Raw genomic sequence first — 23,649 nt, 5'->3', positions numbered from 1 at the left:
ATCACCTGCTCTCTGCTCTGCCTTCTGTCCCGCCTTCTGCAAGGTTGAATGCAAGTTGAAGAATGCGAGTTGAATGCGAGTTGAAGTGAGTTGAATGTGACGGAGGCACTCCGCAGGGTGCTTATTCTGGCTGAAGCGGCAGCGTGACGGTGAATTGCACCTGTCCTTTAGCACAGTCTAGCTCCAGTGTGCCTTGCAGACACATCACCAGCTTTTTCACCAGCGCCAGCCCCAGCCCCGTGCCGCCATATTTCCAGGGGTCGTTGTTGGGAATGCGGTAGAACTTTTCAAAAATGCGATCGCGCTCAACAAGCGGAATTTCAGTGCCCGTATTGGTGACCCGAATCTGGAGCTTTGGAATGACAAGACCTTGGAAAGGAGGCTCTTCCCTGTCCTCCCACCCAACTCCGTTCTCCTGCGCTTTCCCCCCAGCCTCTAGCCGCTTCACCTCGACCCAGATTTCGCCGCCCGCAGGGGTATATTTGCAGGCATTGGTCAGCAGTTCTGTAACCACGCGCTCCAGCTTGGCCAGGTCGGTGATCAGCGGCGGCAGACTGTCTGCGTCTAGGCGAATTTGCAGGGATTGCTGGTGATTGCGGGTGCGTTCCTCAAACGGGCGCAGCAGCGGAATCAGCCAGCCTGCTAGGTTAATGCTGCTGAGGTGCAGCGCATCTGCGCCCGCGTCGAGCCGCGATAGGTCAAGTAGGTCGTTGATCAGGCTGATTTCGCGCTGAGACTCTTCCCGCAGGATTTTGAAGTATCGGTTGACCCGGTTTGGCTCTAGCTCGGTGGTGCTGTCCAAAATGCCCGCCTGCCGGAGGATTAGCTCCAGCATTTGAATGGCCATTTTGATGTTGGACATGGGCGTTCGCAGCTCGTGGGAGACGGTGCTGAGGAAGTCGTCTTTGAGCTGGTTGAGTTTTTCCAGTTCTCGTACCTGAGCTTGGGCCGCTTGAAATAGACGGGCCTGGCGGAGGGCGATCGCACACTGGTTGGCCACCTGCTGCGCCATCCGCAAGTCCTGCTCGCCAAAGGCATAGAAGGCGTGGTTGATCATCCACAAGTCGCCCAGCACGCCCTGGTCGTCCATAATGGGCGTTGCCAGCATGGACACGCGCCCGCGCACCGGGTTGGGCACAAGAGAACAGAATTGTAGACTCTGCCCGTTGAGCAACGGGCCGTAGATCTCTGGGAAGGCCGCTAGATCGGCGGTGCGCCCTTGGTAAGGCGAGACGGTGGTGGTGTATTCATAGCGGACGGTGGAAGTGCCCTCTTCCAGGTCATAGAGGGCGGCATTGCAGCAGCTAATCTCGGTGGCGATCGCCAATTCTTGCACTGCCGTTTGCAAAATCTGATCTTCGTCGAGGCTGTCGCGCACCTTGTCGGTAATGCGTTTGAGCGTCGCTTCAAAGTTCGACGCTAGCCGCAGTTCGGCCGTGCGGGCCTGAATCTGCCGCTCCAGATCAACATTCAGGCGCTGCACCTGCTGATAGAGTTCCGATTGGGCAATGGCCAGGTCTAACTGGCCTGCAAGTTGGGTAATCAGGTCAGTTTCCCACTTCTGCCAGGTGCGATCGCCCAAACACTGATGCACCACCAGCCAGCCCCACAGCGTATCCTGCTGCATCATCGGCACGACCAGCATGGCGCGAACGCCCAGCCGTCGCAAAACGCTGCGAGAATGCTCTGAAAGCGATTCTGCCTCCAGGTTATCCAGGCTGTAGACCCAGCCCGCGCTGCTAGTCGGGCGATCGGCTATGGGAAAAATACTCTCTGGCGGCGGATGCCCCGCAATCGTCGGACACCCTTCGGCGATCGCATCCACAATGATGCTGCCTGTGCCATTTTCAAACAGGCGGTAGATCAGCACCCGATCTGCCTGAAAGATTTGCAGAACCTGGTCTACAGCCGTATTCAGGATGTCTTTCAAATCCAAAGACTGACTCAGCATCCGGGCAAAGTGGGTGGCTTGTTTGGAAACCAGCGCCATCTGCTGCTCGACCAGGGACGTTGGCTGGGCGGTAGAGTCTGTTTGCTTTTGGTGGGTAATATCGGTCAAAAGGCCCAACCGCTGCCAGGGCAGTCCATCGGGCGTGCGAGACAACAGGCGATCGCGCGATCGCAGCCAGCGCCACTCGCCGTTGCTCTGCCGGAGGCGAAATTCCACCTCATGCTCATCGCTCGACTCGCCCAATATCTGAGCCAGATACGTCTGCACCCTTGCCCAGTCTTCTGAATGAACCCGTGCAGAGAGGGCGGCGATACTAGGCGACTGTAGTCCCTCTAAGCAATCCCCCAACACTGCCGCCATCTGATCGTCGCTGATCAGCATGAGGCGGTGCGCCACCCGGTCATAGACATAAACCAGGTCAGAAATCAGCGTGAGCAGCGGTTGAATGAACAGCGGCAGCGCATCTGAGAAATCCGCCAGGCTGCTAGCTTTCAGGCTGCTAGCTTCCAGGCTGCTAATTTCCAGGCTGTCAAACTTGAGCAGGGGTTGAGCGATCGCAGACGATGAGGCAGCGGAACCGTCGATCGGTGGCGCAGGAGAAGAGTGCGATCGCGCAGGACTGTTGCTCAAGTGGGAACCGCCTGATAAAGATTCGGGCCCGGTGCTGTGTCTATTCTCGCAGTTCCGCTCAGAATTCTCCGCCGACTGACAAGAAGCTGCCGGAGCAGGGCGCTCGGAAAGGGGCGCATTGTCCGACTGCGGTGCTTCCGAGTTGGATTGGGGCGGGGTCTTTTTCGACCGAGATTTTAGGCTCATGGGCGGGCTTCCTGACAAGCAATGCGGCTTGCCGCTGATCAAGACACCGAATTTGCCTAATCCATCGAACCAAAACGAGCACAAGGGCATGAGGGGTTCAACAGTCTCCCGCGACGCATCCTCAATCTGCCCTACGGCAGGCGTTGTCTCTGCGCTCAGTCATTCTTGCAGCTAATCTCTCAATTAACTTTTGTGATAGGCACCTAGGCTGTGAACCCCTGAGGCAAGATGGGCGATCGCCCTTTTAGGTTTTGCTTCGGAAAGTTTAGGTTACTTCACGGCTCCAAACAGATGGCTTTGCACCTGATTCAACTCGTGTATTAACTCAAGCGAGTGGTTTTAAGATGCCCACAATCTGGGACAGTCTCACGGTTCGTTCAAAATTCGTGAATCGTGAATTTTGTAAATCGTTAATTCAGAGGCAGACCCGATGCTTCTTAAGAAATCATTTAGAGTAAAGGCCAAAACGACTTTGCAATCAAACGTCACAGAAACAGAGGCGCTGGAAACCCTCTTAGGCTATTTTCTAAACACCTTTTGGGCACTTTTGCGGTCAAAAATTCGTCTTGCTGAACCAAACTCTAATAGTCCGGTTTCGCGGGTCAAGTTTTCTCACGTTTGTTTGGCAAATCTTCATGATTAATTGCTAGACATAGTGTTGATTCAACCCAGCAGTTCGCCATCTCTGCAACGATTCCCCCACTCACCTTTCACGGTTCCATCCACGCTCCTTAAACCAGGTAGGACTGACGCAGTTATACGCTGCTCTTGCGGGTTGCGCCCGCGAGAGAGCGTATAAAACCCAGAAAGTTTAATCGCAAGTGCGTAAGTCCTAACCAGGAAGATTTTGCAAAATCTGCGAATTTTCTCTCAAATAAACCCTTTCCGAAATCGTAGTACCATAAGCTGTATCGCTTATCAGTAAACCGTTGTAGGGCTTGGCGATCGCCCCTCTCGTTCCTTCGTCCTCTCATTTATTCATCCCCACAATCATTCACCCCCCGATTACCTGCCCCAAATCACCTTAGGACTGACGCAGTTGGATGATTGCTCGCAGGTTGCGCCCGCAAGAAATCGTCCAAAACCCAGAAAACTCATCGCAAGTGTGTCAGTCCTGCACCTGTAAGAAATCCTGTAAAACAAAGGTCACACCGCTATGGAATCCCTCGCCTACCTCCACACCGCCCTCCTCTACGAAAGCACCGAGCCAGCGCCCGAATTGCGCGACCTAAGCGAGCTATTGCCCTCGCCCACCAGCGCAGCGTGGCTCTCGGCGCAGGTCTTAGCAGCGGCTCTGGTCATCAGCACGGCGGGGTCTGCGATGGCCGCCACGGGCACTGTGCAGACCAATGGCAACCCGCTGAACGTCCGCAGCACACCGGGCGGGCCCGTAGTCAGCAGCTTGCCCAACGGCGCACGGGTTGAACTGACGGGTCGCCGCAGCGGCAACTATCTAGAACTGGCCAACGGCACCTGGGTTTCCGCCGACTGGGTTGCAGTGGGCAATACCAGCCCAACCCAGCCCCCCAGCGGCACCGACCGAGCAGTGGGCTTTGTGAATACTTCGGGAGAGCCGCTGAATGTCCGCAGTGCGCCCGGCGGGGCAATTGTAGGCACGCTGCCCAACGGCACGCGAGTCGAACTGACGGGGCGTTCCAGCAACGGCTTTTTGGAACGCACCAACAGCACCTGGGTCGATGGCCGCTACATTACCTACAGCCAGCCGCCCGTCACGACTCCTCCGCCCAGCCCCACCCCCAACCCCGGTGTGGGCGCAAGCAGCACCGCCTTTGTGCGGACTAATGGCAGCCCGCTGAACGTGCGAAATGCCCCCGGCGGCGCAGTTGTTGGATCGCTGGCCAACGGCAGCCGGGTGGATCTGACGGGTCGGCGCAGCGGCGAATGGGCAGAGCGCACCAACGGCACCTGGATTTCGAGTAATTGGATTACGACCAATCCGGGAACCACGCCCCAGCCCCAGCCGCCCACGCCGCAACCCCCCACCCCGCAGCCGCCCATCGGGGGGGACCGGGGTACTAAGTTTGTCGCAACCAACGGCAGCCCGCTGAATGTCCGCAATGCGCCCGGTGGCACAGTCATCGGATCGCTGGCCAACGGCAGTCGGGTCGAACTCACTGGTCGGCGCAGCGGCGAATGGGTCGAGCGCACCAACGGCACCTGGGTATCCAATAACTGGCTGGTGAACGATCAATCTGGAAATGTGGGCGGCGATATTTCCTTTGGGCGAGTTCGCACCAACGGCAGCCCGCTGAATGTCCGCAGCAGCCCTGGTGGGCAGGTCGTGGGCACGATTCCCAACGGCAGCCGGGTGGCGCTGACGGGACGACGCAGCGGTAGTTGGGTGCAGCTAGAGCGGTTTGGCGAGTGGGTGTCGGGCGATTGGATTGTGATGGAATAGCCTGATTTTGGATTTTAGATTGGCGATTTTAGATTGCCAGTCGCAAAAATCCAGTCGCAAAAATCCCGCTGCAAAATTAGTGCTGGGCGGTGCAGATCCACTCGACGGCGGCGGCCAGGTTTTCGGCCACGTAGTCGGGCTGGGTCTGGTGCTGGTAGGCTCCGGCCAGGACGCGATCGCCATAGCCCGTTTGCACCAGGATGCCTTTGCACCCGGCATTGTGGGCTAGATCTACGTCCGTCGCCTTGTCGCCCACCATGAAGCTGCGGCGAATGTCCAGATTATGCTCCCAGGCGGCGGCGACGAGCATTCCGGTATTGGGCTTGCGCCAGGTTGTCCAGCGGGCAAATTCGGCAACCGTGCCGCCTTCGGGTGGGCTGAGGTCAGGGCAATAGTAAATTGCGTCGAGCCATGCGCCCGCCTCTTCGTGTAGTAGGCGACAGAGGCGTTCGTGCAAGTTATCAACGTGCGATCGGGGATAGTAGCCCCGCGCCGGGCCCGACTGGTTGGACACTAGACAGCAGAACAGACCGCGATCGTTCAGCCGCCGCACTGCCTGCGCCACGCCAGGAATCAGGTTCAGGTTTTCCAGTTCGTAAATGTAGCCCGCTTCGATATTCAGCACGCCGTCGCGGTCGAGGAACACAGCCGGGCGACCATGTTGCAGATCGTTTTGCAGATCGTGCTGTGGGTTTTGCGGTGGATTCTGATCCGAGTTCATGGCGCTTGCTCCCCGTTGCTAAAGTCCCCATGCTATAGGCCCCAAAACCGAATGCGATTGCCCAGCCAGCCTGTTTCCCTGAGCCGCAGGACGGTCTGATTTACCCGCTGCCGCAGGCTTTGATAGCGGTGTCCCCTCGGCATGGCGATCGCCAGCGGTTCCCCCGATAGCCGCTCTGGTAAGACCTGGTAATTGGGGTTGCCCTGGGCCCAGCCAATCAGAACGCTGGCATCGGCGGCAAAGGCGGCGACCTGGCCGGCTTCCATCAGCGTCAGCGCCTCTTGATAGGAACTTACGCTGACCAACTGCGCCTGGGGCAAGCGCGATCGCACGACGGCAATCGTGCTGGAATGGGCAAGAACGGCGATCGCCCGACGGCGCAGGTGGGCCATGCGCTGAATCGTGCTGTCGCGGGTGATCAGCGCGGTTCCGTCCAGATAATAGATCTCGCTGAAGTCCACCAGCCGTGCCCGCGAGGCCGTCAGCGTCATGCGGGCGATGACCAGATCCACGTCATCCGCCAGCAGCGCCGCCACTCGCTCTTGATTTGCCACAGGGCGCAGTTCCACCGCGTCGGGACGGCCCAGCAACTCTGTTGCAAGCTGCCGCGCTAGGTCAATTTCCAGCCCTTGTAGCGTGCCTGACGGGGCCTGAAAGCCCAGCGGCGGCAGGTTGTCCTTCACCGCCACAATTAAGTAGCCGCGCCGCCGAATCGTGTCCAGATCCGCCCCATGAGCGAACGGGGGCACAGCACCCTGCACCCCCGCCCAAATTCCTAAGATCAAACTCGCAACTCGCAGCCTGATCAAGCGCTTACCTAGCCCTTTGCCTTGCTTGCCACTTCGATGACTTTGCCAAAGCCCGCCGGATCGAGAATCGCCATCTGCGCCAGCATCTTGCGGTTGATTTCGATGTTGGCTTTGTGCAGGCTGCCGATGAGCTGGCTATAGCTCATGCCGTGCTGACGGGCGGCGGCGTTGATGCGGGTGATCCAGAGGCGGCGAAAATCGCGCTTCCGCTTGCGGCGATCGCGGTAGGCGTTCCGCAGTGCCTTCATCACCTGTTGGTTTGCAGTGCGAAACAGGGTGGAGTGCGACCCCCGAAAGCCCTTCGCCAGCTTCAAAATCTTCTTCCGGCGCTTCCGCGCCACGTTTCCGCGCTTTACACGAGTCATAATTCAGTCCCTACACTTGGTTAAAAGTTGAGTCGGTCATTGGGCAGTCGCAGGCGGTAGGTGATTCCAGGCCGTGCGCCCAACCCTTTGAAAAGAAGCCCAGGTGAAAAGAAGCCCAGGAATAGTGAGTCTTTGGAGGTTTGCAAAGTCGGGCGATCGCCCAATTTACCCTCCATCCTCTCCATTCCCTAGCGTTCCAGTCCTTAGAGATAAGGCAGCATCAGTTCCACATTTTCTGCGTCGCGCTCATGCACGTCGGCCTTTTGACCCAGGCGGCGCTTGCGGGTTGCGGTCTTGTGCTGCAACAGGTGGTTGCGATAGGCCTTGCGGCGGCGGATCTTGCCGCTGCCAGTGCGCTCAAAGCGCTTAGCAGCCGCTTTCCGAGTTTTTAGCTTGGGCATGTCGTCCTGCCATAAATTTCACACAGTCTACAATTCTACACGGCGAAGCCACCCACTCGCAATTTTTGAGCGTGTTTCGATCCAAAACACTCCAAAACACATTGCTTCAAGCATTGTCTTCGAGCATCGTCTATGACCCTGCAATGGTTCAAACGCCGCAAAGTCTCGTTTCCCAGAACCGAAATTCTGCGATACGCTACGCTATTTACTAGGACTTACAGTAGGACATCTAAATCTAAATACTAGATCTAGATAAAGGTGTCATACGGCAGTTCGTAGCTTCATACCCAAGTCTTCCTTCCAGTCGCGATTGTGTGAATCCCATGAGCCAGACTGTTACCCCGCCCCAGCCCAATCTGGAAAGGTTGCGCCCGAATGGAGGCGCAGCGGCGATCGCCTCTGCCTCTTCCCCGCTCAGCGACTTTCTGCAAGAAACGACCGCGTTGACCAAGCGCCTGTTTATCCAGCTCCAGCGCCGCCCCACGACGCTCATCGCCGGATTGATTCAGCCCGTCATGTGGCTGGTGCTGTTTGGGGCGCTGTTTCAAAATGTGCCGCCGGGTCTGTTTGGCGGTAGCGCAAACTATGGGCAGTTCCTTGGTGCAGGCGTGATGGTGTTTACTGCCTTTGGCGGGGCGCTAAATGCGGGCTTGCCCGTTATGTTCGACCGGGAGTTTGGCTTTTTGAATCGGCTGCTGGTGGCTCCGCTGGTGTCGCGGTTTTCCATTGTGGCGGCCTCCGCCATCTTCATCACCACGCTGAGCGTGCTGCAAACGGCAGTAATTATTGCCATGAGCGCGTTTTTGGGCGCGGGCTTCCCTGGTGTGGGCGGGCTGGCGCTGGTGGCGGCGATTATCCTGCTGCTGGTGGTGGCGGTGACGGCAATTAGCCTGGGGTTGGCCTTTGCACTGCCGGGGCATATTGAACTGATCGCTGTAATCTTTGTAACCAATCTGCCGCTGCTGTTTGCCAGCACGGCCCTCGCGCCGCTCAGCTTTATGCCGCGCTGGTTGCAGTGGGTGGCATCGCTAAACCCGCTGAGCTACGCTATTGAACCCATTCGCTACGTGTACAACCATGCAGACTGGTCGCTGGGCAGCGTGGTGATGAATGCGCCCTTTGGGGATGTGACGATGGGCGGAGCGCTGCTAGTGCTGGCGGGCTTTGGCGTGGTGGCGTTGCTGGGCGTGCGATCGCTCCTCAGCCGCAGCTTTGCCTGAGCAGGGCGCAATGCAGCGATATTGTTAATCCTGACTGTTAATCCTGGTTACGTTAATCCGGATTAGGTTTGTTATGATGCCAGGGAGCATTTTCGCCAGGTGTTGCGTCTGAAGTATTCAGTTCTTGAAGGTTTGGTTCTAGAGACGCATCCGAAACCATTGACAGAAATCATCGAAGACCTATCACCCGCAGGTGTGAAATCTGGAGTAGCAAGTCATGAATTCATTCGTCACCCGCTTAATCTGGCAAGCCGCCCTGGGAACCGCTAGCGTAGCCGTTGTGGTGGCGCTGGGCAAGGGTCCTGCGTCTGCTCAATCCACTGCTGGCGATCTTGTCACGCCGTCGCAGAATGAAGGCCGAGATCTGTTTTCAGACCGCAACGACAATCCGATGAGCGGTATTCACGACTTGATTCATCAGCTCAACTACGGCTCGATTCGCTCTCCAGAGGAGTTTCGTCGTCAGCAGCAGCAAAATATCAACTCCGCCGCTGAGCAATTTCGGGCACGCCAGCGAGCCATTTTAGAACAGCAGCAGCAACAGGCACAGCCAGACGCTTTGCCTCCTGCGCCTGCTGCCGCCGAAACGCCAGTTCCTTAGCTGCGGCGTGTGCCCTAGCTGGGCATCCCATTCGCTAGTTTCCCAACTCCAGTCACAGAAGCTTCATAGCAGGTCAATCGCGTGTGAAAGTTCTGTAGGGGCGAGTCCGACAGGCTTTTGGGCGAAAAGAAAACTGAGAACATGAAACTATCCCGACGCACGGACACAGCTTTGATACAGCCGTGTGTGGGTAATTTTCTAGTTCTCTGGCATTCCAACCTCGTCGTTGATCGCCTTCTATATGAATCCTGTTGCGGAATCCTGCTATGGCTCGCGCTGACGTGCTGGCACGGGGAGTCAACCTGGCCAACTGGTTCTGGTATCCCGATCGAGCGAATCCCAATCCCTACGGCAAGCGCGACTTTGCCTTAATGAGGCGGATGGGTATCACCTACGTGCGGATTCCCATCGACTTTTCGGTGCTGTATAGCGACACCGCACCCAATCGGCTCAATCCTCAGGCTCTGACCCGGCTGAATCGGGCGATCGCCCAGGCGCAGGCGCAAAAGCTCGGCGTAGTGGTCGATTTGCACAGCACGCCGCTGATTGACGGCAGCCAGAATAATTACTCCGCCAGTTTAGAAAATCCGCAATTTCGGCGGATGTTTACGGCATTTTGGCGATCGCTCGCCGCCCATCTACACAAGACGACGAATCCTGACCTGACGTTCATCCAGCCGATGAACGAACCCGTCTTTCGCAGCGACCCCAAAGCCTGGGAGCCGATCCAGCAGGCCCTCTTTCGCAGCATCCGCGAGGTCGCCCCCCAGCACACGCTGATTGCCGTCAGCGCTTTCTGGCAAAATATCTCGACGCTGGTGCAGTTGCAGCCGCTGCCCGACCCAAACGTCATTTACGACTTCCACTTCTACGAGCCATTTATTTTCACGCATCAGGGCGCATCGTGGATTGGCGATACCTTTGAGAGCAGACTGCGGAATGTCCCCTATCCCGCCAGCCCCAATACGGTGCAACCCCTAGCACAGCAGGTCGGCGACCCGGTAGCGCGGGCGGCGATTTTGGACTATGGGCAGCAGCAGTGGGATATTCACAACCTGCGATCGCGCATTGGCGAAGCCGCGCAGTGGGCCCGGCAAAACGGCGTGACGCTGATTTGCACCGAGTTTGGCGTATACGCCGCCAACGCTTCTGCCCTGGATCGCACACGCTGGCTGCGAGACACGCGCACCGTGCTGGAGGAATTTGGCATTGGCTGGGCCTCCTGGGGCTACGTAGACAGCAACTTTGGCTTTGCGGAATGGCAGGGCAACCAGCCGATTCTCGATCGAGAAATCGTCCGAGCCTTGGGCTTGCGGCTGCCGCCTCGTCTGGCAAAAACCGACGTGTTGCTGGGCACTCGATTGGGCAACGTGCTGGTGGGCGACTTCCGCAGCAATCGGCTGGACGGGCGCGGCGGCAACGACATTCTCAACGGCGTAGGCGACAGCACCGGGCGCAACAGCGTAGACGTGCTGATTGGCGGAACCGGGCGCGATCGCTTTTGGCTGGGCGATGCCACGATGGCGTTTTATGACGACGGCAAGCCTGACCAGCCAGGACTGAGGGACTACGCCCTGCTCAAAGATTTCAAACCTGGCGAAGATACGATCCAACTCCACGGCAACCGTAGCCAATATCTGCTGGGTGCGTCGCCGATTCGCCGCATTCGGGGCACGGGCATCTTTTGGGACACCAACGGCAACGGTGCGCTGGATCGCCAGGACGAGTTAATTGGTATTGTGGAGGGAACGCAACGGCTCAATTTGGGAGCCAGCTACTTCAGCTATACCGGAACAGGATGACAACAGTTCCCCACGTTTCGCAAATTTTCATCTATCCGATTAAGTCTCTGGATGGCGTGGGCATTCAGTCTGCGGAGGTGCTGAGGAGTGGCGCGTTGAAGGGCGATCGCCAGTTTGCCCTGTTCGACCAAGCGGGACAGTTTGTGAACGGTAAGCGACACGCAAAAATACACGCTCTCCGGGCTGAGTTTGACCTCGCTGCGAACACGGTTTCACTCCGAAACTCGGATACAGCCTCGAACAGAAATCTCTTGCCCAGCACCTTCCCGCTTGAACCAGAGCAGGCAGATCTAGAAGCATGGCTGAGTGAATACTTTGGCTTTCCGGTTTACCTCCGCCAAAACCTGGAGATGGGCTTTCCAGACGATACGCAGTCGCCGGGCCCAACGATTGTGAGCATTGCCACGCTGGAGGCGATCGCCACCTGGTATCCCGCCTTAACCCCCGCCTTAACTGTAGAGGAAGTTCGCGCCCGCTTCCGCACTAATCTTGAAATTGCAGGTGTGCCCGCCTTTTGGGAAGATCGGCTCTTTGCCCAGGCCGATCAGGCTGTCGCGTTTCAGATTGGCAGTGTCCGGCTGCTGGGGGTAAACCCATGCCAGCGCTGCGTCGTGCCCACGCGCAACTCCAAAACGGGCGTTGCCGATCCCGGCTTTCAAAAAATCTTTGCGGCAAAGCGGCAAGAAACGCTGCCAGCCTGGGCCGAGCGATCGCGCTTTAACCATTTCTATCGGCTAACTGTCAACACCCGACTTGCGGAGCCTGCCGCCGGGGGCATCTTCTCTATCGGAGATCCGGTTTTGCTGGAGTGAAGCTCTGCCTAAATTGCCTCCAACCCTCTCTGGTGCTAGTGGCTCTTCGCCAAAGTTCTACTCCTAGACAGAGATAGATGCCAGACAATTGAGGGCATCTTAATAATTAAGAAATGCTTAAATTCTGAAAATATTGCGCCTGAAACATTGCGCCTGAAATATGTGCCTGAAATATGTGCCTGAAATATGTGCCTGAAATATTGCGCTTAAAACATTGCGCTTGTTTTGGGCCTGTCCAGCACTAGGCAAAGGTAATAGAAACCATTGCTGAGCCAAAATTCTCGCCTCGCCTATCTCTTCACCGTACATGAAATCCTACTTCCAGGCTAAAGTCTCCTCGCTCCGGACTCCCAGTGCTTCTCCGCCCGCGCCAAACGTTTCGTCCACTCGCCCAACCCGTCGCCGCCAGGGGATTCCCCTAAAACTCATGCTGGTGTTGCCCTTTGCGCTGCAAACCTGCGGCGCGGGACTGCTCATCGGCTACATTGCCTTCAGAAACGAGCGGCAGGCGGTCAGCAACCTGGTGGCGCAGGTGGCCGATCAGGTCAGTCAGCGCGTCGATAGCCAACTCAGTGATTATCTGTCTACCCCCATGCGGCTGGTGCAGATTAATGCGGGGGCGATCGCCAACGGTGAAATTCGATTAAACGATTCCGCTGCCAGTGGACGCTACTTTTGGCGGCAGGCGAGGGCCTTCCCAACGATCGCCTATACGGGCTTTGCCCGTCCCGATGGCAGCGAGATTGGCGCGAGGCGCTTGGCTCAGGGATTGGGGCCGTTGCTCTACGAAAACCGCCCCCCGGAACCGGCAGCCTATTACACCGTGGATCTTCAGGGCAATCGCGCCACGCGGCTGCAACAGGAGCAATCCAATCCACCAGAAGCCGCCTGGTATCCAGAGGCGATCGCCGCCGGAAAGCCCATCTGGAGCAACATCGAAGCCGCAGAAAATCTGGGTCTTCAGCTCACTGCCACTGGCCAAGTTCTCAGGCCCCAGGGCAGCGCCCAGAGCGGCGAAGCGGGCTATTACCTGGCGGCAGGCGTTGCGGCACCTGTGTACGATGCCAACCGTAATTTGCTGGGAGTCGCCCATATCAAGCTGAAGCTCACCGGGATTAGCGACTTCCTCAAAAACATCCAGGCTAGCCCATCGGGTCAAATCTTTTTGATGGAGCGAAACGGCCTGCTGATTGGTAGTTCTAGCCAGTCTCCTATCCTGTCCAATGGCGACCAGGTTTTACAGCGTTTTAATAGCTTAAACAGTCCCGATCCCTTGATTCGGGCCGTGAGCCAGGAAATTCAGACCCAGCTTGGCAGCCTGCACAACATCAAGTCATCAACCCAGATTGAAGTTTCCTACAACCAGCAGCGGCAGTTTGTTTACATCAAGCCCTGGCGCGATGCCTACGGACTGGATTGGCTGATGGTCATTGTTCTGCCAAAGTCTGACTTTATGGCAGAAATCAATGCCGAAACCCGACGCAACATCCTCCTGTGTGCCGTTGTGCTGGTCATTTCCCTGGCGACGGGGCTATCGACTTCCCACTGGATTGCTCGCCCCATTGAGCGCCTCAATCAGGCCAGCCAGCGCATGGCCAAGGGGGATCTTTCCCACCAGGTCGAAGCCACTAGCCCGATTCAGGAATTTACTGCGCTGGGCCAGTCGTTTAACTACATGACGACGCAAATTGCGTCGCTGTTTGCCAACCTGGAACACGCCAATGCAGAACTAGAGCGAATTAATTCTGATCTGGAAAATCGGGTAGAGGAGCGCACCGCAGCGCTTCAGCAAACACTGGCCGAATTGGAGCAAACCCAGGCACAGGTGGTGCAAAGCGAAAAAATGTCTAGTCTGGGGCAACTGGTGGCCGGCGTGGCCCATGAGATTAATAATCCAGTGAATTTTATCCACGGCAACCTGTCGCCGCTCAAAGAATCGGTTAGCGATCTGCTGGATCTGATTCAGCTTTACCAGCGGCATTATCCAGCGCCACCCCGCGAAATTCAAGAAACCTCCGACGCAATTGACCTGGAATTTTTGCAGCAGGATTTGCCCAACCTGCTGGCCTCTTTGCGGGTTGGGACAGACCGGATTCGGCAGATTGTCCTGTCTTTGCGGAATTTTGCCCGCATGGACGAGGCAGAGTTCAAAGCGGTAGATATCCATGAAGGCATTGACAGCACGCTGTTGATTTTGGAGCATCGCCTTAAGGCAAAGGGAAATCGACCCGCCATCCAGGTCATCAAGCATTATGCCGACCTGCCAGAGGTGGAGTGCTATCCAGGTTCTTTGAATCAGGTCTTGATGAATATTCTGGCGAACGCCATTGATGCGCTGGAAGCGAGGGACGCAGACCGGACGAAGGAAGCGATGCAGCAAGACCCCAGCCGTATCGAGGTTTTTACGGCGCTAGTCGATGCTGAATGGGTGGAAATTGCGATCGCCGATAATGGCGGCGGCATTCCTCAGGAGATTCAGCGCCAAATCTTTGATCCGTTTTTTACAACCAAGCCCGTGGGCAAAGGAACCGGGATGGGCCTATCGATTAGCTATCAGATCATCGCCGAAAAGCACCGGGGCACACTGGAATGCTTCTCGACTCCGGGGGAAGGCACTCGCTTTGTGATTCGCATTCCCCGTTCTCAGCAAAGCCCTGAACCGAACGGGTCGGCGGGGGTGCTGCAAGCCGAGCCAGTGGCGGGATAGGGAAGAATGGCGGCTGCTCAACAATGCTGGCATCTACACGTCAGACATTCCTGCGTCTATCGTCTATATGTCAGATGTATATGCCAGATGCCAGTTAAATCCCTGATGACAACAGGGGGTAAAAATGCCCGACGGGCCCCTGCCCGTGCCCGATGCGGAGGGAGTGCTGGAGCGCATGGGTGACATAATCCTTTGCGTGCTGCACGGCAGAAAACAGGTCACGACCGAGGGCAAGATTTGCGGCGATCGCCGCCGATAGGGTGCAGCCTGTACCGTGGGTGTCGGTGGTGTGGACGGTCTGGGTTTGCAGCACCGCCAACTGCGCCCCGTCGGCAAACACATCCACACCGCGCAACTCGCCCGTCATGCCGCCGCCCTTGACCAGCACTGCACCGGGCTGGTGCGTCTGTAAGATGCGCTCGGCGGCCTGCTTCATATCGTCCAGCGTGTGAATTTCCAGGTCGGCCAGAATTTGCGCTTCGTAGCGGTTGGGCGTGATCAGGCGGGCTTTGGGCAAGAGGTCGGTGCAGAGGAGAGCGATCGCCTCGTCGGCAATCAACTGCGCTCCCGTGCGAGACACCATCACCGGATCGACCACCAGATTCGGCAATGGCAACTCCTCGGCTTGCTGCGCCACGGCGGCAATGATCTCGCGGTTCAGCAGCATCCCTGTTTTCACGGCCTGCACGCCAATATCCCCCACCACTGCGGCAATTTGGGCGATCACAGCCTCCGGAGGCAGCGCGTCCACCCGCGTCACGCCCTGCGTATTCTGGGCTGTGATGCAGGTCAGGGCGCTAGTGCCGTGGACTTGGTGGAACGCGAAGGTTCGCAAATCGGCCTGAATTCCTGCGCCGCCCCCGCTGTCTGAGCCAGCAATCGTCAGGGCAATGGGGATGGAGAGATCGGGGACTGTAGACATTCGAGACGTGAGTCGAAGACGATCGGGAGGAACTGTAGGAGCAAATTGCTGGGGCAACCTCTGTTACCTCACTGCTCCGCGACTTTCTCGCCTCATCCCATCATCTCATTCTCTCCCGCACCCTGCGATAGATCAGTATCGAACCAACACCTGCGCTGCTGCCTGGTTTACACAGCAGATTGCAAATTTATCGACCCAACTGCCTGCTCAGCATCCCTCCTGAAAAAATCCCTCATAAAATGGGGGAAATCGAGTGTTAAGCCCTATGCCTGCGGACTTTACTGATCCTTCTGCTCACCGCGCCTCAGACCGTTCCCCCTCAGATCGTTCCCCCTCAGATCGTTCCCCCTCAGACCCTTCCCCAGACAGCGCCATCCCGCTCCACGCCGACCCCGATGTCATCTGGGTGGTCACAGAAGCGCCTGCCTCGCCCAATATCCAAACTGACGGGCAGCGCGGCGGCTGGGGCAACAATCCCTTTGGCGAACCGGGCTTTGCAGGACGCACCCAGCGCACGCCCGTTTCCACAGACGCGCTGGAGCAAAATATGTCGAGCTTCTTGTCGCGTATGGGGCGCGTGCTGAGTCGGGCCCGCCAGAGCGCAACGGAGGTGGCAGGCATGGAGCTAGAGGAAATTGTGCTGTCGGTGGAGGTGAGTGGCGAGGGCCAGGTGAACCTGCTGGGCACGGGTGGGCGACTGGGTACTAGCGGCGGCATCACGCTGACCTTTCGAGCAAAGCCCTCTGCCTGAGATTTGCCGGACTTGGCTGAACGGGTCGGGTTTGGATCGGGCGGACGAAGGGCGATCGCCCCAATCATCCCGCTAAACTGCACGCCAATCAAAACTGCGGCCAAAAATTTCTGGAATCTCTAAGATTCGCTATGTTATCTACAAGGGGCCTTGCGACCAGTTTGAAGCCCGGAAGCAGCCATCAGAGATTAGAAAAGTAGGGCTATTTGGGGCTATTTGGGGCTTCATCGGCGGGCGTATCCTGAGTTTCGATTTTTGCTTTTGACTCAATTCGCCTTGGTTTTTCTCTAGTCTTTCAAGCTAGTCTTTCAAGGTTCTCTGAAGTTCGCCTTTCTCCCGCTCATCCTTTTATAACTGCGTTGCTCTGTCAGGAACGTCAACGTGACTCAATCGCCGCCGCCCACACCGCCCAAGACCCTGCTCACGACGATTACGCGGGCAGTGCAGCAAGCCAGGGTGAATTTTTCTCGGCTGAAGCTGAAGCCCAATGCGCGAGTGCCGGAACTGTGGGTGCAAGACCCAGAGAGCGGCAGCCCGAATCCTGAGACCTATCCCCTGCTGGGCGATCGCTACCTGCTGGGGCGCAGTTCTCGTTCTTGCGACATCGTGGTGCGAAACCCGGTCGTCAGCCAGATGCACCTGTCCCTGACCCGCGACAGCCGCCGGGGCAAATATGCCTTCGTGCTAAAGGATGAAAACTCCACCAACGGCATCTATCGGGGCAAGCGACGGCTGACGAAGATACCCCTACGGCATGGCGATGTGTTTACGCTGGGGCCGCCAGATCTGGCCTCTGCGGTGCGGATTCAGTATGTCGATCCGCCGCCTGTCTATGTCAAAGCAGCCCGCTACGGCATGTATGGCTTTACGGGGCTGACGGCACTGACGGCGCTGTGGATTGGGCTGGAGTGGCAGAAGTTTTCGGTGCGTCCGTTGCCTGCCTCGGTGCAGGGGCCAGTCATGGTGATGGCTCGCGATGGGGTAACACCGCTCACGCCGACTCGCGCCCGCGCCCACACAACGGGCGATCGCCTCTCCGATTTTTCACGCTATCTGCCCGACGCGCTCATCGCTTCCGAAGATAGCCGCTATTACTGGCATCTGGGCATCGATCCGCTGGGCATCCTGCGGGCCCTGGTCACCAACATCCTCGGCGGCGGCATCCGCGAAGGCGGCAGCACCCTCACCCAGCAGCTTGCCCGCAATATCTTTCGGGATTACGTCGGTACGTCCGATTCCGCCGGACGCAAGCTGCGGGAAGCTGTCGTCGCCCTCAAGCTGGAGACGTTCTACAGCAAAGACTTTTTGATGCTGGAATATCTCAACCGGGTCTATCTCGGCAACGGCAGCTACGGCTTTGAAGATGCCTCACAGTATTACTTTGGCAAGCCCGCCAAGGAACTGACGCTTTCGGAAGCGGCGACGCTGGTGGGGATCTTGCCCGCGCCAAACAGCTTTAACCCAGTGCAGGACTACGAAACGGCGGTGCAATTGCGCGATCGCGTCATCAACCGCATGGCCGCCCAGGGCAAAATCAGCCTAGAAGAGGCAGAACGGGCCCGGCGATCGCGCATCGAAATCAACCCCGAAACCCTGGAAGAACTCCGCAGCAGCATCGCCCCCTACTTTACCAGCTATGTCTTCAGCGAGCTAGAAGAACTCCTCGGCAGCCAGTTGGCCCAGGAGGGCAACTTTGTGGTCGAAAGCAGCCTCGATCCGGGCTATCAGCGCGAAGCCGAACGGCTCCTCCGCAGCACGGTCGAATCCGTTGGCGCAGGCTCTGGCTTTTCCCAGGGCGCACTGGTTACGCTGGACAGCCGCACGGGCGAAGTGCTGGCGCTGGTGGGCGGCGTAGACTTTCAAGAGAGCCAGTTCAACCGAGCCACTCAAGCCCTGCGACAGCCAGGGTCTACCTTCAAGGCCTTTGCCTATACTGCCGCTCTAGAGCAGGGCATTTCGCCCTACACCGCCTTTTCTTGCGAACCGATGACCTGGCAGGGGCAATCCTTTCGCGGCTGCGAACGCACCAGCAGCGGCAGTGCGGATATGTATACGGGCATGGCGCTGTCGGAAAATGTGATCGCGCTGCGGGTGGGGCGCGAGGCTGGACTGAATAACATCGTGGAGACGGCCCGCCGCATGGGCATCACCTCGCCGCTGAATCCTGTGCCTGGCCTGGTGCTGGGGCAGAGCGAAGTGACGCTGCTGGAGCTAACTGGGGCCTATGCTGTGCTGGCGAATCAAGGCGTTCGCAATCGCCCCCATGCGGTGCAGCGCATCCTCGACAGCAGCGATTGCACTGATCCCAACGATGTGCAAAGCTGCCGCGTGATTTACGATGCCAGCAAAACGCCCCAAGCGAATACAGCCGTGCTGCCTGCCGACATCGCCCGCACCATGACCGACCTGCTGCAAGGCGTGGTGTCTAACGGCACGGGTCGTGCGGCCTATCTGGGACTGGGCGAAGCGGGGAAAACGGGCACAAACAACGACAACCGCGACCTCTGGTTTGTGGGCTATGTGCCCAGCCGCCAGATCACCACCGGAATTTGGTTTGGCAACGACGACAACTCGCCCACCGGGGGCAGCAGCGGCCAGGCCGCCCAGCTTTGGGGCGACTATATGGGGCGGATTATTCGATAGGCAGGAGTCGAGTCCGCCTGCTGGGGGCAAAAAGCTGGATATCCTGGTAATGGAGACCAGCGAGGACGCAGCTATGACAGAGCAAGGGCAGGGGAGCGCATCGGGAATGCCTGAGACGCTCACGATCGCCGTGGTGGGAGATGTGCATGACCAGTGGGACGCGCAGGACGAGCGGGCGCTGCGGCGGCTGGGGGTGGATCTGGTGCTGCTGGTGGGGGATTTTGGCAACGAGGCGGTGGGCATTGTGCGGGCGATCGCCGCGATGTCGATTCCCAAGGCCGTCATCCTCGGCAACCACGATGCCTGGTACACCGCCACCGACTGGGGCCGCAGCAAGCGCCCCTATGACCCCAAGCTTGAAGACCGCGTGCAGCAGCAGCTAGACCTGCTGGGCGAAACCCATGTGGGCTACGGCTATTTGGACTTTCCTGCGCTGGGGCTATCGGTCGTCGGCGGGCGACCCTTTAGCTGGGGCGGCTCCCAGTGGAAGAATGAAGATTTCTATGCCAGCCGCTACGGGGTTCGCAGTTTCCAGGAATCTACCGAGCGCATTGTTGCTGCGGCGCAGGCTGCGGCCCATGACACCATTCTGTTCATTGGTCACTGTGGACCTCTGGGATTGGGCAGCGCCCCAGAAGATCCCTGCGGCAAAGACTGGAAACCCATCGGCGGCGACCACGGCGATCCAGATCTGGCAGCGGCGATCGCCCACACCCGCACCCTCGGCAAGTCTGTTCCCCTAGTCGCCTTTGGGCACATGCACCACTCCCTGCGCCACACCAAAACCCAGCTTCGCCGCCCGCTGCATATTGACCCGGCTGGCACGGTCTACTTAAACGCCGCCTGCGTGCCCCGGATCGTGTCTACAGAAGAGGATTGCCTGCGAAACTTTTCGCTGATTACGCTGCGGCGCGGCGAAGTCTTCCAGACCTCGCTAGTTTGGCTCAATCAGGACTGCGCGATTCATTCTAAGCAGGTGTTTTATCAGCAAAACGCCCCTGCCATTGAAGAACGAGAAGAATCGGAGGCGATCGCCTGACGGCCCAAACCCCGCTCACCTGGCCCCTCAAGAGAAAGATTTCAACCCTGAAACCGGACTCCTGAACCCTGATTTCTAAACCGCTATGTCTCGCGCTCAGCCCATCCCCACCGACCAAATCTGGCGCTTTAGCCGCAGCGGCCTTGCCCAGGTTCAATCGATCGATCGCCAAATCGAGCTACAGGTGGGCGATCGCTGGATTCAGCACCAGGCGCATCAAAATCGCTATCGCGGTCGGGTGATGGTGCGGTTTGCCAGCGCAGATGGGGCAAAAGCGGCGATCGCCCCGGCGATTGGACTGGTGCTAGAAGACGCTTTTCTGGTGCGCGGTTCAGTGCTATCACAACTGCCAGACCCCAATCCCGACTTTGCAGGCGGCATCTTGGTGCAGCTAGAGGTGCCCGTGGTGGCCTGGGGCCAGGCGATCGCCCCCGACCATCACCTGCTCGTTACCTGGTACGTCTCCGAAGACCCCGCCTATCGCAGCAATCCGCTCTACCAGATATTTCTCCAGGCAAATCACGAAGCCACCGCCCAAAGTCAAGATCTCCTGCGCCCCCGCCCCCGTCCGCCCGCCTGCGAAGGCTGCACCCACTACCACGGCTATGCCTACGAGGGCAGCACCGGCATCCACTGGCTCTGCTGCGGTCTGCATCCCAGCGGGCCAGCAGGTGCGGTGTGTGGGGATTGGTGCGGGGACAAGGGGAAAGAGGGCGTGAAGGCGTGAAGGCGTGAGATTTAGTGGGACGCTGGTTGCGCTGTTGCCCCATCACGCCCGCGGCGGCTGAAACTGGTACAAATTCTCAATGACCCGTGTCCAGCTTTGCACCAGGGAGTCCAGGATGCGATCGCCCTTTTCCCGCGTCGCAGCGGTGGGGTCGCCGAGGGTACCGCTCTGGCTGAGGTCGCGAGTGACCCAAGAAAAGGGGAGGTCACCCTCCATGCTCAGCAGGCTGTTTTGGGGTAAATTGGCGGGGTATTCCGGCACAGCCCGGTCAAGCTGCACTTGGTCGGGCAACAGCGACAGCAGCAGACTGGTTTCGGCATCGCCCGCGTGAATGCCGTATTCCAACTCCCTGGGCGTGAGCAGGTCGGGCGCAACATTAGGCACCCGCCAGACAAACAGGGGAAACACCCAAAAGTCGCCATACTTCTGGTGTAGATCCCGCGCCACGATCTCGATGATCTGGGGCTGCCCGCCGTGGGCATTGACGATCGCCCATTTGCGGAAGCCTGCCCGATACACACTCTCGCCGACCTCCGTCAACACGGCAATCAGCGTTTGGGCGCTGAGGGTGATCGTGCCCGGAAAGTGCCAGTGTTCGTTAGACTTGCCATAATGGAGGGTCGGCAGTGCATAGGCTGGAATGCTGGGCGACAGTTGCGAAAGCGCCTTGCCTACAACGGCAGTGGCGATCGCCGCATCCACCACCAGCGGCAAATGGGGCCCATGCTGCTCAATCGCCCCAATCGGCTGCAAAATCACCGCCTGCTCTGGATGGGGCATCTGCTGAATATCGATCCAGGTGAGGTATGGGAAAAAGCGGTCTGGCGGGATGTAGCTATGCATAGGGAGTCAAGTTGCAGAATAAGAATCGGTAGATTACGTCCAACTAGATCGTCCAATAGATTACGTCTAGGATGAAAAGATACGCGCTGAAGAAAAAAGTCCCAGGAAAATCCACAGGAGGGCGATCGCCCATTTGCCTGAAATCGGTCAAACCCGATTGAATGGTACAAAGGCGATTTTAGGAAAAGCGATTTCAGGATTAGTGCCGCCGATTAGAGTTGGTTTTCAGAGTTGGTTTTCAGAGCCAGTTTTTTAGAGCCAGTCTTTCAAAACGCACTCTGCAACTTACGGAAGTCTCTCTGCAATCTATAAAGCCGACATCGACGGTTGATCTAAGATTGCCTTAAATTAGGTTAAGTCGGGGGCATCTTCAGTCATCTCTACACTCTCAACCCATTTGCCCTCGAGGTAAATTTGCGCCAAACGTCTCAGATGCTAGGTCGGGCGATGTCTCCGGCAGTTAAAAACTTCGTCAGACCAGTGAGCCTGCGCGTAAAGCTACTGGTGGGTTTTAGCGTGGTGTTTAGCCTGGTGTTTGCTGGGGCCTTCTACTGGTTCTATTCCTACACAACCGAAAAGGTCGTTGCTCGCCTGCGGGCCGACATGCGCTCGACGCTCATCGGGGCCCTATCGGGCGTAAACCCAGATGACTTGCTGGGTCTCTACGCTGAAGGACAGCGCAATGCTGAGGGCTTTTCGGACGACCCCCGCTACCTAAGCCAGCTTGCCTGGTTTGAGACAGTTCAAAATATCGAGCCGAGGGTCTGGCTCTACTCCTACATCATTGGCAATGCCGACACCAATCGCCGCGTTGGCCTACCCGCCGTTGGCCCTGGCGAGAGAGAAATTATTTATCTGGTAGACCTCTGGGCGCTGAATGACCCCACCAAGGCAGCCAAGTTTTTAGAATCGGATCACGTAGGGCTGTTGGCTCGGCGTATCGAGCTGCAAGGCGGCATTCAGGAAAGCGACAAAATCTACACCGACCGATGGGGCACCTGGATTTCTGCTGCTGCCCCGGTCAAGAGCCAGCAGAACGACGTGATTGTCGTTGTAGGGCTAGATATCGACGCTCAATACGTCCGGCTGCTGCAACAGGCCATTCGCAACCGCATGTTATTTGCCTTCATCATCACCTATGCCGTCTTTTTCGTGCTGATTTACATGCTGTCGGGTATATTGACTCGGCAACTGGCTAGCCTGACCCGGTCCGCCCAGCAAATTGCCAGCGGCGACTACAGCCTGGACTTGTCTTTTGCCGAAAAAAATCCTTTTCCCGATGAGATGACGACGCTGGCGGAAGTGTTCAAAAGTATGGTGAACAGCATCCGCATCCGCGAACAGATGATTCGGGAAGGCAAGCGAACCGAAGATGAAATTCGACTGGCGCTCAAAGAAGAGCGAGAGCTGAATGAGCTAAAGTCGCGATTTGTGTCGATGGTGTCGCACGAACTGCGAACGCCCCTCACCGTCTTACGCACGTCGCTGGAACTGCTGGAACGATATGGGCATGTTGCGCCTGAGGAAAAGCGTGAGAAATATTTCCAGCGGAGCCGTGCCGCCATTACCACGATGAATCAACTGATTGAGGATGTGTTGGTTAGCGCCAAGGCGGAGGCCGGTCGGCTAGAGTTTAGCCCCAGTTGGATCGATCTGAAGTTGTTTTGTCGCGATGTGGTGGAAGAGATGCGGATGAGCATTGGCGCATCCCATAAGATTGTGCTGAATTGCTATGGCTCCTGCGAACTGGTGTATCTCGATCCCAAGCTCCTCAGATCCATTCTGAGCAATCTGATCTCCAACGCGGTGAAATATTCCCTGGCGGGGGGCGTAGTGGAATTTGACCTGTCCTGTTTTGATCAGGTGGCGACGTTTGAAATTCGCGACTATGGCATTGGCATTCCCGATGAAGATCAGCCCCGCTTGTTTCGGCTGTTTCATCGGGCCAGCAATGTGAACGCCATCCGCGGCACGGGTCTGGGGCTGGCGATTGTGTATCAATGTGTGTTGCAGCATCAGGGCGAAATCTACTTTACCAGCTGCGAGGGCGTGGGCACGTCGTTTGTGGTGAAGCTGCCGCTGACGCTGGGTAACCGCACC

The 23,649-nt window shown here is 57.7% G+C and carries 18 protein-coding genes; 11 read left to right on the top strand and 7 right to left on the bottom strand.

Annotation, left to right across the window (positions count from 1 at the left end; translation table 11 throughout):
* Positions 1-121: 121 nt before the first annotated feature.
* Positions 122-2,767 (bottom strand): GAF domain-containing protein, encoded by a 2,646-nt coding sequence (locus tag IGS51_RS14735; RefSeq protein WP_297079313.1) that lies wholly within the window; start codon positions 2,765-2,767, stop codon positions 122-124.
* Positions 2,768-3,923: 1,156 nt separating this feature from the next.
* On the opposite strand from IGS51_RS14735, the gene IGS51_RS14730 reads away from it, so the two are divergent.
* Positions 3,924-5,186, top strand: a complete 1,263-nt coding sequence (locus tag IGS51_RS14730; protein WP_297079311.1) for an SH3 domain-containing protein — start codon at positions 3,924-3,926, stop codon at positions 5,184-5,186.
* Between the two features lie 76 nt (positions 5,187-5,262).
* Here IGS51_RS14730 and IGS51_RS14725 read toward each other — a convergent pair whose 3' ends face one another.
* From IGS51_RS14725 to rpmI, 4 genes are all read right to left on the bottom strand, one after another.
* On the bottom strand, positions 5,263-5,907 hold the full coding sequence (locus IGS51_RS14725) for an HAD family hydrolase (RefSeq protein WP_297079309.1): 645 nt from the start codon (positions 5,905-5,907) through the stop codon (positions 5,263-5,265).
* Between the two features lie 32 nt (positions 5,908-5,939).
* A complete protein-coding gene (locus IGS51_RS14720) occupies positions 5,940-6,656 on the bottom strand; it encodes a transporter substrate-binding domain-containing protein (RefSeq protein ID WP_297079307.1) in 717 nt (238 codons plus the stop codon).
* 68 nt (positions 6,657-6,724) lie between these two features.
* Positions 6,725-7,081, bottom strand: a complete 357-nt coding sequence (rplT, locus tag IGS51_RS14715; RefSeq protein WP_068510159.1) for a 50S ribosomal protein L20 — start codon at positions 7,079-7,081, stop codon at positions 6,725-6,727.
* Positions 7,082-7,284: 203 nt separating this feature from the next.
* Positions 7,285-7,482, bottom strand: a complete 198-nt coding sequence (gene rpmI, locus IGS51_RS14710) for a 50S ribosomal protein L35 (protein ID WP_172358485.1) — start codon at positions 7,480-7,482, stop codon at positions 7,285-7,287.
* A 323-nt stretch (positions 7,483-7,805) separates the two neighbouring features.
* Between rpmI and IGS51_RS14705 the strand changes: the two genes are divergently transcribed.
* The 5 genes from IGS51_RS14705 to IGS51_RS14685 all read left to right on the top strand — a co-directional run bounded on the left by IGS51_RS14705 (position 7,806) and on the right by IGS51_RS14685 (position 14,624).
* Positions 7,806-8,702: an ABC transporter permease gene (locus tag IGS51_RS14705; protein ID WP_297079305.1), complete on the top strand. Its 897-nt coding sequence runs from the start codon at positions 7,806-7,808 to the stop codon at positions 8,700-8,702.
* A gap of 217 nt (positions 8,703-8,919) precedes the next feature.
* Complete coding sequence (locus IGS51_RS14700; RefSeq protein ID WP_297079303.1) at positions 8,920-9,303, top strand: hypothetical protein; 384 nt, start codon at positions 8,920-8,922, stop codon at positions 9,301-9,303.
* Positions 9,304-9,569: 266 nt separating this feature from the next.
* The gene (locus tag IGS51_RS14695; RefSeq protein ID WP_297079301.1) at positions 9,570-11,105 is read left to right on the top strand and encodes a cellulase family glycosylhydrolase; all 1,536 of its coding nucleotides are present in this window, start codon (positions 9,570-9,572) and stop codon (positions 11,103-11,105) included.
* Positions 11,102-11,917, top strand: coding sequence for an MOSC N-terminal beta barrel domain-containing protein (locus IGS51_RS14690; RefSeq protein ID WP_297079300.1), 816 nt, complete (start codon positions 11,102-11,104; stop codon positions 11,915-11,917). Before IGS51_RS14695 ends, IGS51_RS14690 begins: the two co-directional genes overlap by 4 nt.
* Positions 11,918-12,224: 307 nt before the next feature.
* The gene (locus IGS51_RS14685; RefSeq protein ID WP_297079298.1) at positions 12,225-14,624 is read left to right on the top strand and encodes an ATP-binding protein; all 2,400 of its coding nucleotides are present in this window, start codon (positions 12,225-12,227) and stop codon (positions 14,622-14,624) included.
* 94 nt (positions 14,625-14,718) lie between these two features.
* On the opposite strand, the gene thiD is transcribed toward IGS51_RS14685, so the two are convergent.
* Positions 14,719-15,546 carry a bifunctional hydroxymethylpyrimidine kinase/phosphomethylpyrimidine kinase gene (thiD, locus tag IGS51_RS14680; RefSeq protein ID WP_297079296.1) on the bottom strand — a complete coding sequence of 276 codons (828 nt, stop codon included), beginning with the start codon at positions 15,544-15,546 and terminating at the stop codon, positions 14,719-14,721.
* 265 nt (positions 15,547-15,811) lie between these two features.
* Between thiD and IGS51_RS14675 the strand changes: the two genes are divergently transcribed.
* The 4 genes from IGS51_RS14675 (at position 15,812) to IGS51_RS14660 (ending at position 20,706) form a co-directional block, all read left to right on the top strand.
* Positions 15,812-16,297, top strand: coding sequence for a hypothetical protein (locus tag IGS51_RS14675; RefSeq protein ID WP_297079294.1), 486 nt, complete (start codon positions 15,812-15,814; stop codon positions 16,295-16,297).
* Positions 16,298-16,678: 381 nt separating this feature from the next.
* The gene (locus IGS51_RS14670) at positions 16,679-18,940 is read left to right on the top strand and encodes a PBP1A family penicillin-binding protein (RefSeq protein WP_297079293.1); all 2,262 of its coding nucleotides are present in this window, start codon (positions 16,679-16,681) and stop codon (positions 18,938-18,940) included.
* A gap of 73 nt (positions 18,941-19,013) precedes the next feature.
* Entirely contained in the window at positions 19,014-19,979 is a 966-nt protein-coding gene (locus tag IGS51_RS14665; RefSeq protein WP_297079291.1) for a TIGR04168 family protein, read from the top strand.
* An 85-nt stretch (positions 19,980-20,064) separates the two neighbouring features.
* Positions 20,065-20,706 carry a hypothetical protein gene (locus IGS51_RS14660; RefSeq protein WP_297079289.1) on the top strand — a complete coding sequence of 214 codons (642 nt, stop codon included), beginning with the start codon at positions 20,065-20,067 and terminating at the stop codon, positions 20,704-20,706.
* A gap of 42 nt (positions 20,707-20,748) precedes the next feature.
* Here the strand turns inward: IGS51_RS14660 and IGS51_RS14655 are convergent, their stop codons facing one another.
* Positions 20,749-21,549: a creatininase family protein gene (locus tag IGS51_RS14655; RefSeq protein ID WP_297079287.1), complete on the bottom strand. Its 801-nt coding sequence runs from the start codon at positions 21,547-21,549 to the stop codon at positions 20,749-20,751.
* A 447-nt stretch (positions 21,550-21,996) separates the two neighbouring features.
* On the opposite strand from IGS51_RS14655, the gene IGS51_RS14650 reads away from it, so the two are divergent.
* Positions 21,997-23,649: HAMP domain-containing sensor histidine kinase (locus IGS51_RS14650; protein ID WP_297079285.1), on the top strand; the 1,653-nt coding region annotated here is incomplete at its 3' end.

Source organism: Thermoleptolyngbya sp. M55_K2018_002, from assembly GCF_015295965.1.
Classification (GTDB): domain Bacteria; phylum Cyanobacteriota; class Cyanobacteriia; order Elainellales; family Elainellaceae; genus Thermoleptolyngbya; species Thermoleptolyngbya sichuanensis.
This window is presented reverse-complemented; position numbering and strand designations above follow the sequence as displayed.

What these genes read in the sequence shown, in the direction of transcription:
- IGS51_RS14735 (WP_297079313.1), bottom strand. Translation starts at nt 2,767, where the DNA reads ATGAGCCTAAAATCTCGGTCGAAAAAGACCCCGCCCCAATCCAACTCG.
- IGS51_RS14730 (WP_297079311.1), top strand. Translation starts at nt 3,924, where the DNA reads ATGGAATCCCTCGCCTACCTCCACACCGCCCTCCTCTACGAAAGCACC.
- IGS51_RS14725 (WP_297079309.1), bottom strand. Translation starts at nt 5,907, where the DNA reads ATGAACTCGGATCAGAATCCACCGCAAAACCCACAGCACGATCTGCAA.
- rplT (WP_068510159.1), bottom strand. Translation starts at nt 7,081, where the DNA reads ATGACTCGTGTAAAGCGCGGAAACGTGGCGCGGAAGCGCCGGAAGAAG.
- rpmI (WP_172358485.1), bottom strand. Translation starts at nt 7,482, where the DNA reads ATGCCCAAGCTAAAAACTCGGAAAGCGGCTGCTAAGCGCTTTGAGCGC.
- IGS51_RS14705 (WP_297079305.1), top strand. Translation starts at nt 7,806, where the DNA reads ATGAGCCAGACTGTTACCCCGCCCCAGCCCAATCTGGAAAGGTTGCGC.
- IGS51_RS14700 (WP_297079303.1), top strand. Translation starts at nt 8,920, where the DNA reads ATGAATTCATTCGTCACCCGCTTAATCTGGCAAGCCGCCCTGGGAACC.
- IGS51_RS14695 (WP_297079301.1), top strand. Translation starts at nt 9,570, where the DNA reads ATGGCTCGCGCTGACGTGCTGGCACGGGGAGTCAACCTGGCCAACTGG.
- IGS51_RS14690 (WP_297079300.1), top strand. Translation starts at nt 11,102, where the DNA reads ATGACAACAGTTCCCCACGTTTCGCAAATTTTCATCTATCCGATTAAG.
- IGS51_RS14685 (WP_297079298.1), top strand. Translation starts at nt 12,225, where the DNA reads ATGAAATCCTACTTCCAGGCTAAAGTCTCCTCGCTCCGGACTCCCAGT.
- thiD (WP_297079296.1), bottom strand. Translation starts at nt 15,546, where the DNA reads ATGTCTACAGTCCCCGATCTCTCCATCCCCATTGCCCTGACGATTGCT.
- IGS51_RS14675 (WP_297079294.1), top strand. Translation starts at nt 15,812, where the DNA reads ATGCCTGCGGACTTTACTGATCCTTCTGCTCACCGCGCCTCAGACCGT.
- IGS51_RS14665 (WP_297079291.1), top strand. Translation starts at nt 19,014, where the DNA reads ATGACAGAGCAAGGGCAGGGGAGCGCATCGGGAATGCCTGAGACGCTC.
- IGS51_RS14660 (WP_297079289.1), top strand. Translation starts at nt 20,065, where the DNA reads ATGTCTCGCGCTCAGCCCATCCCCACCGACCAAATCTGGCGCTTTAGC.
- IGS51_RS14655 (WP_297079287.1), bottom strand. Translation starts at nt 21,549, where the DNA reads ATGCATAGCTACATCCCGCCAGACCGCTTTTTCCCATACCTCACCTGG.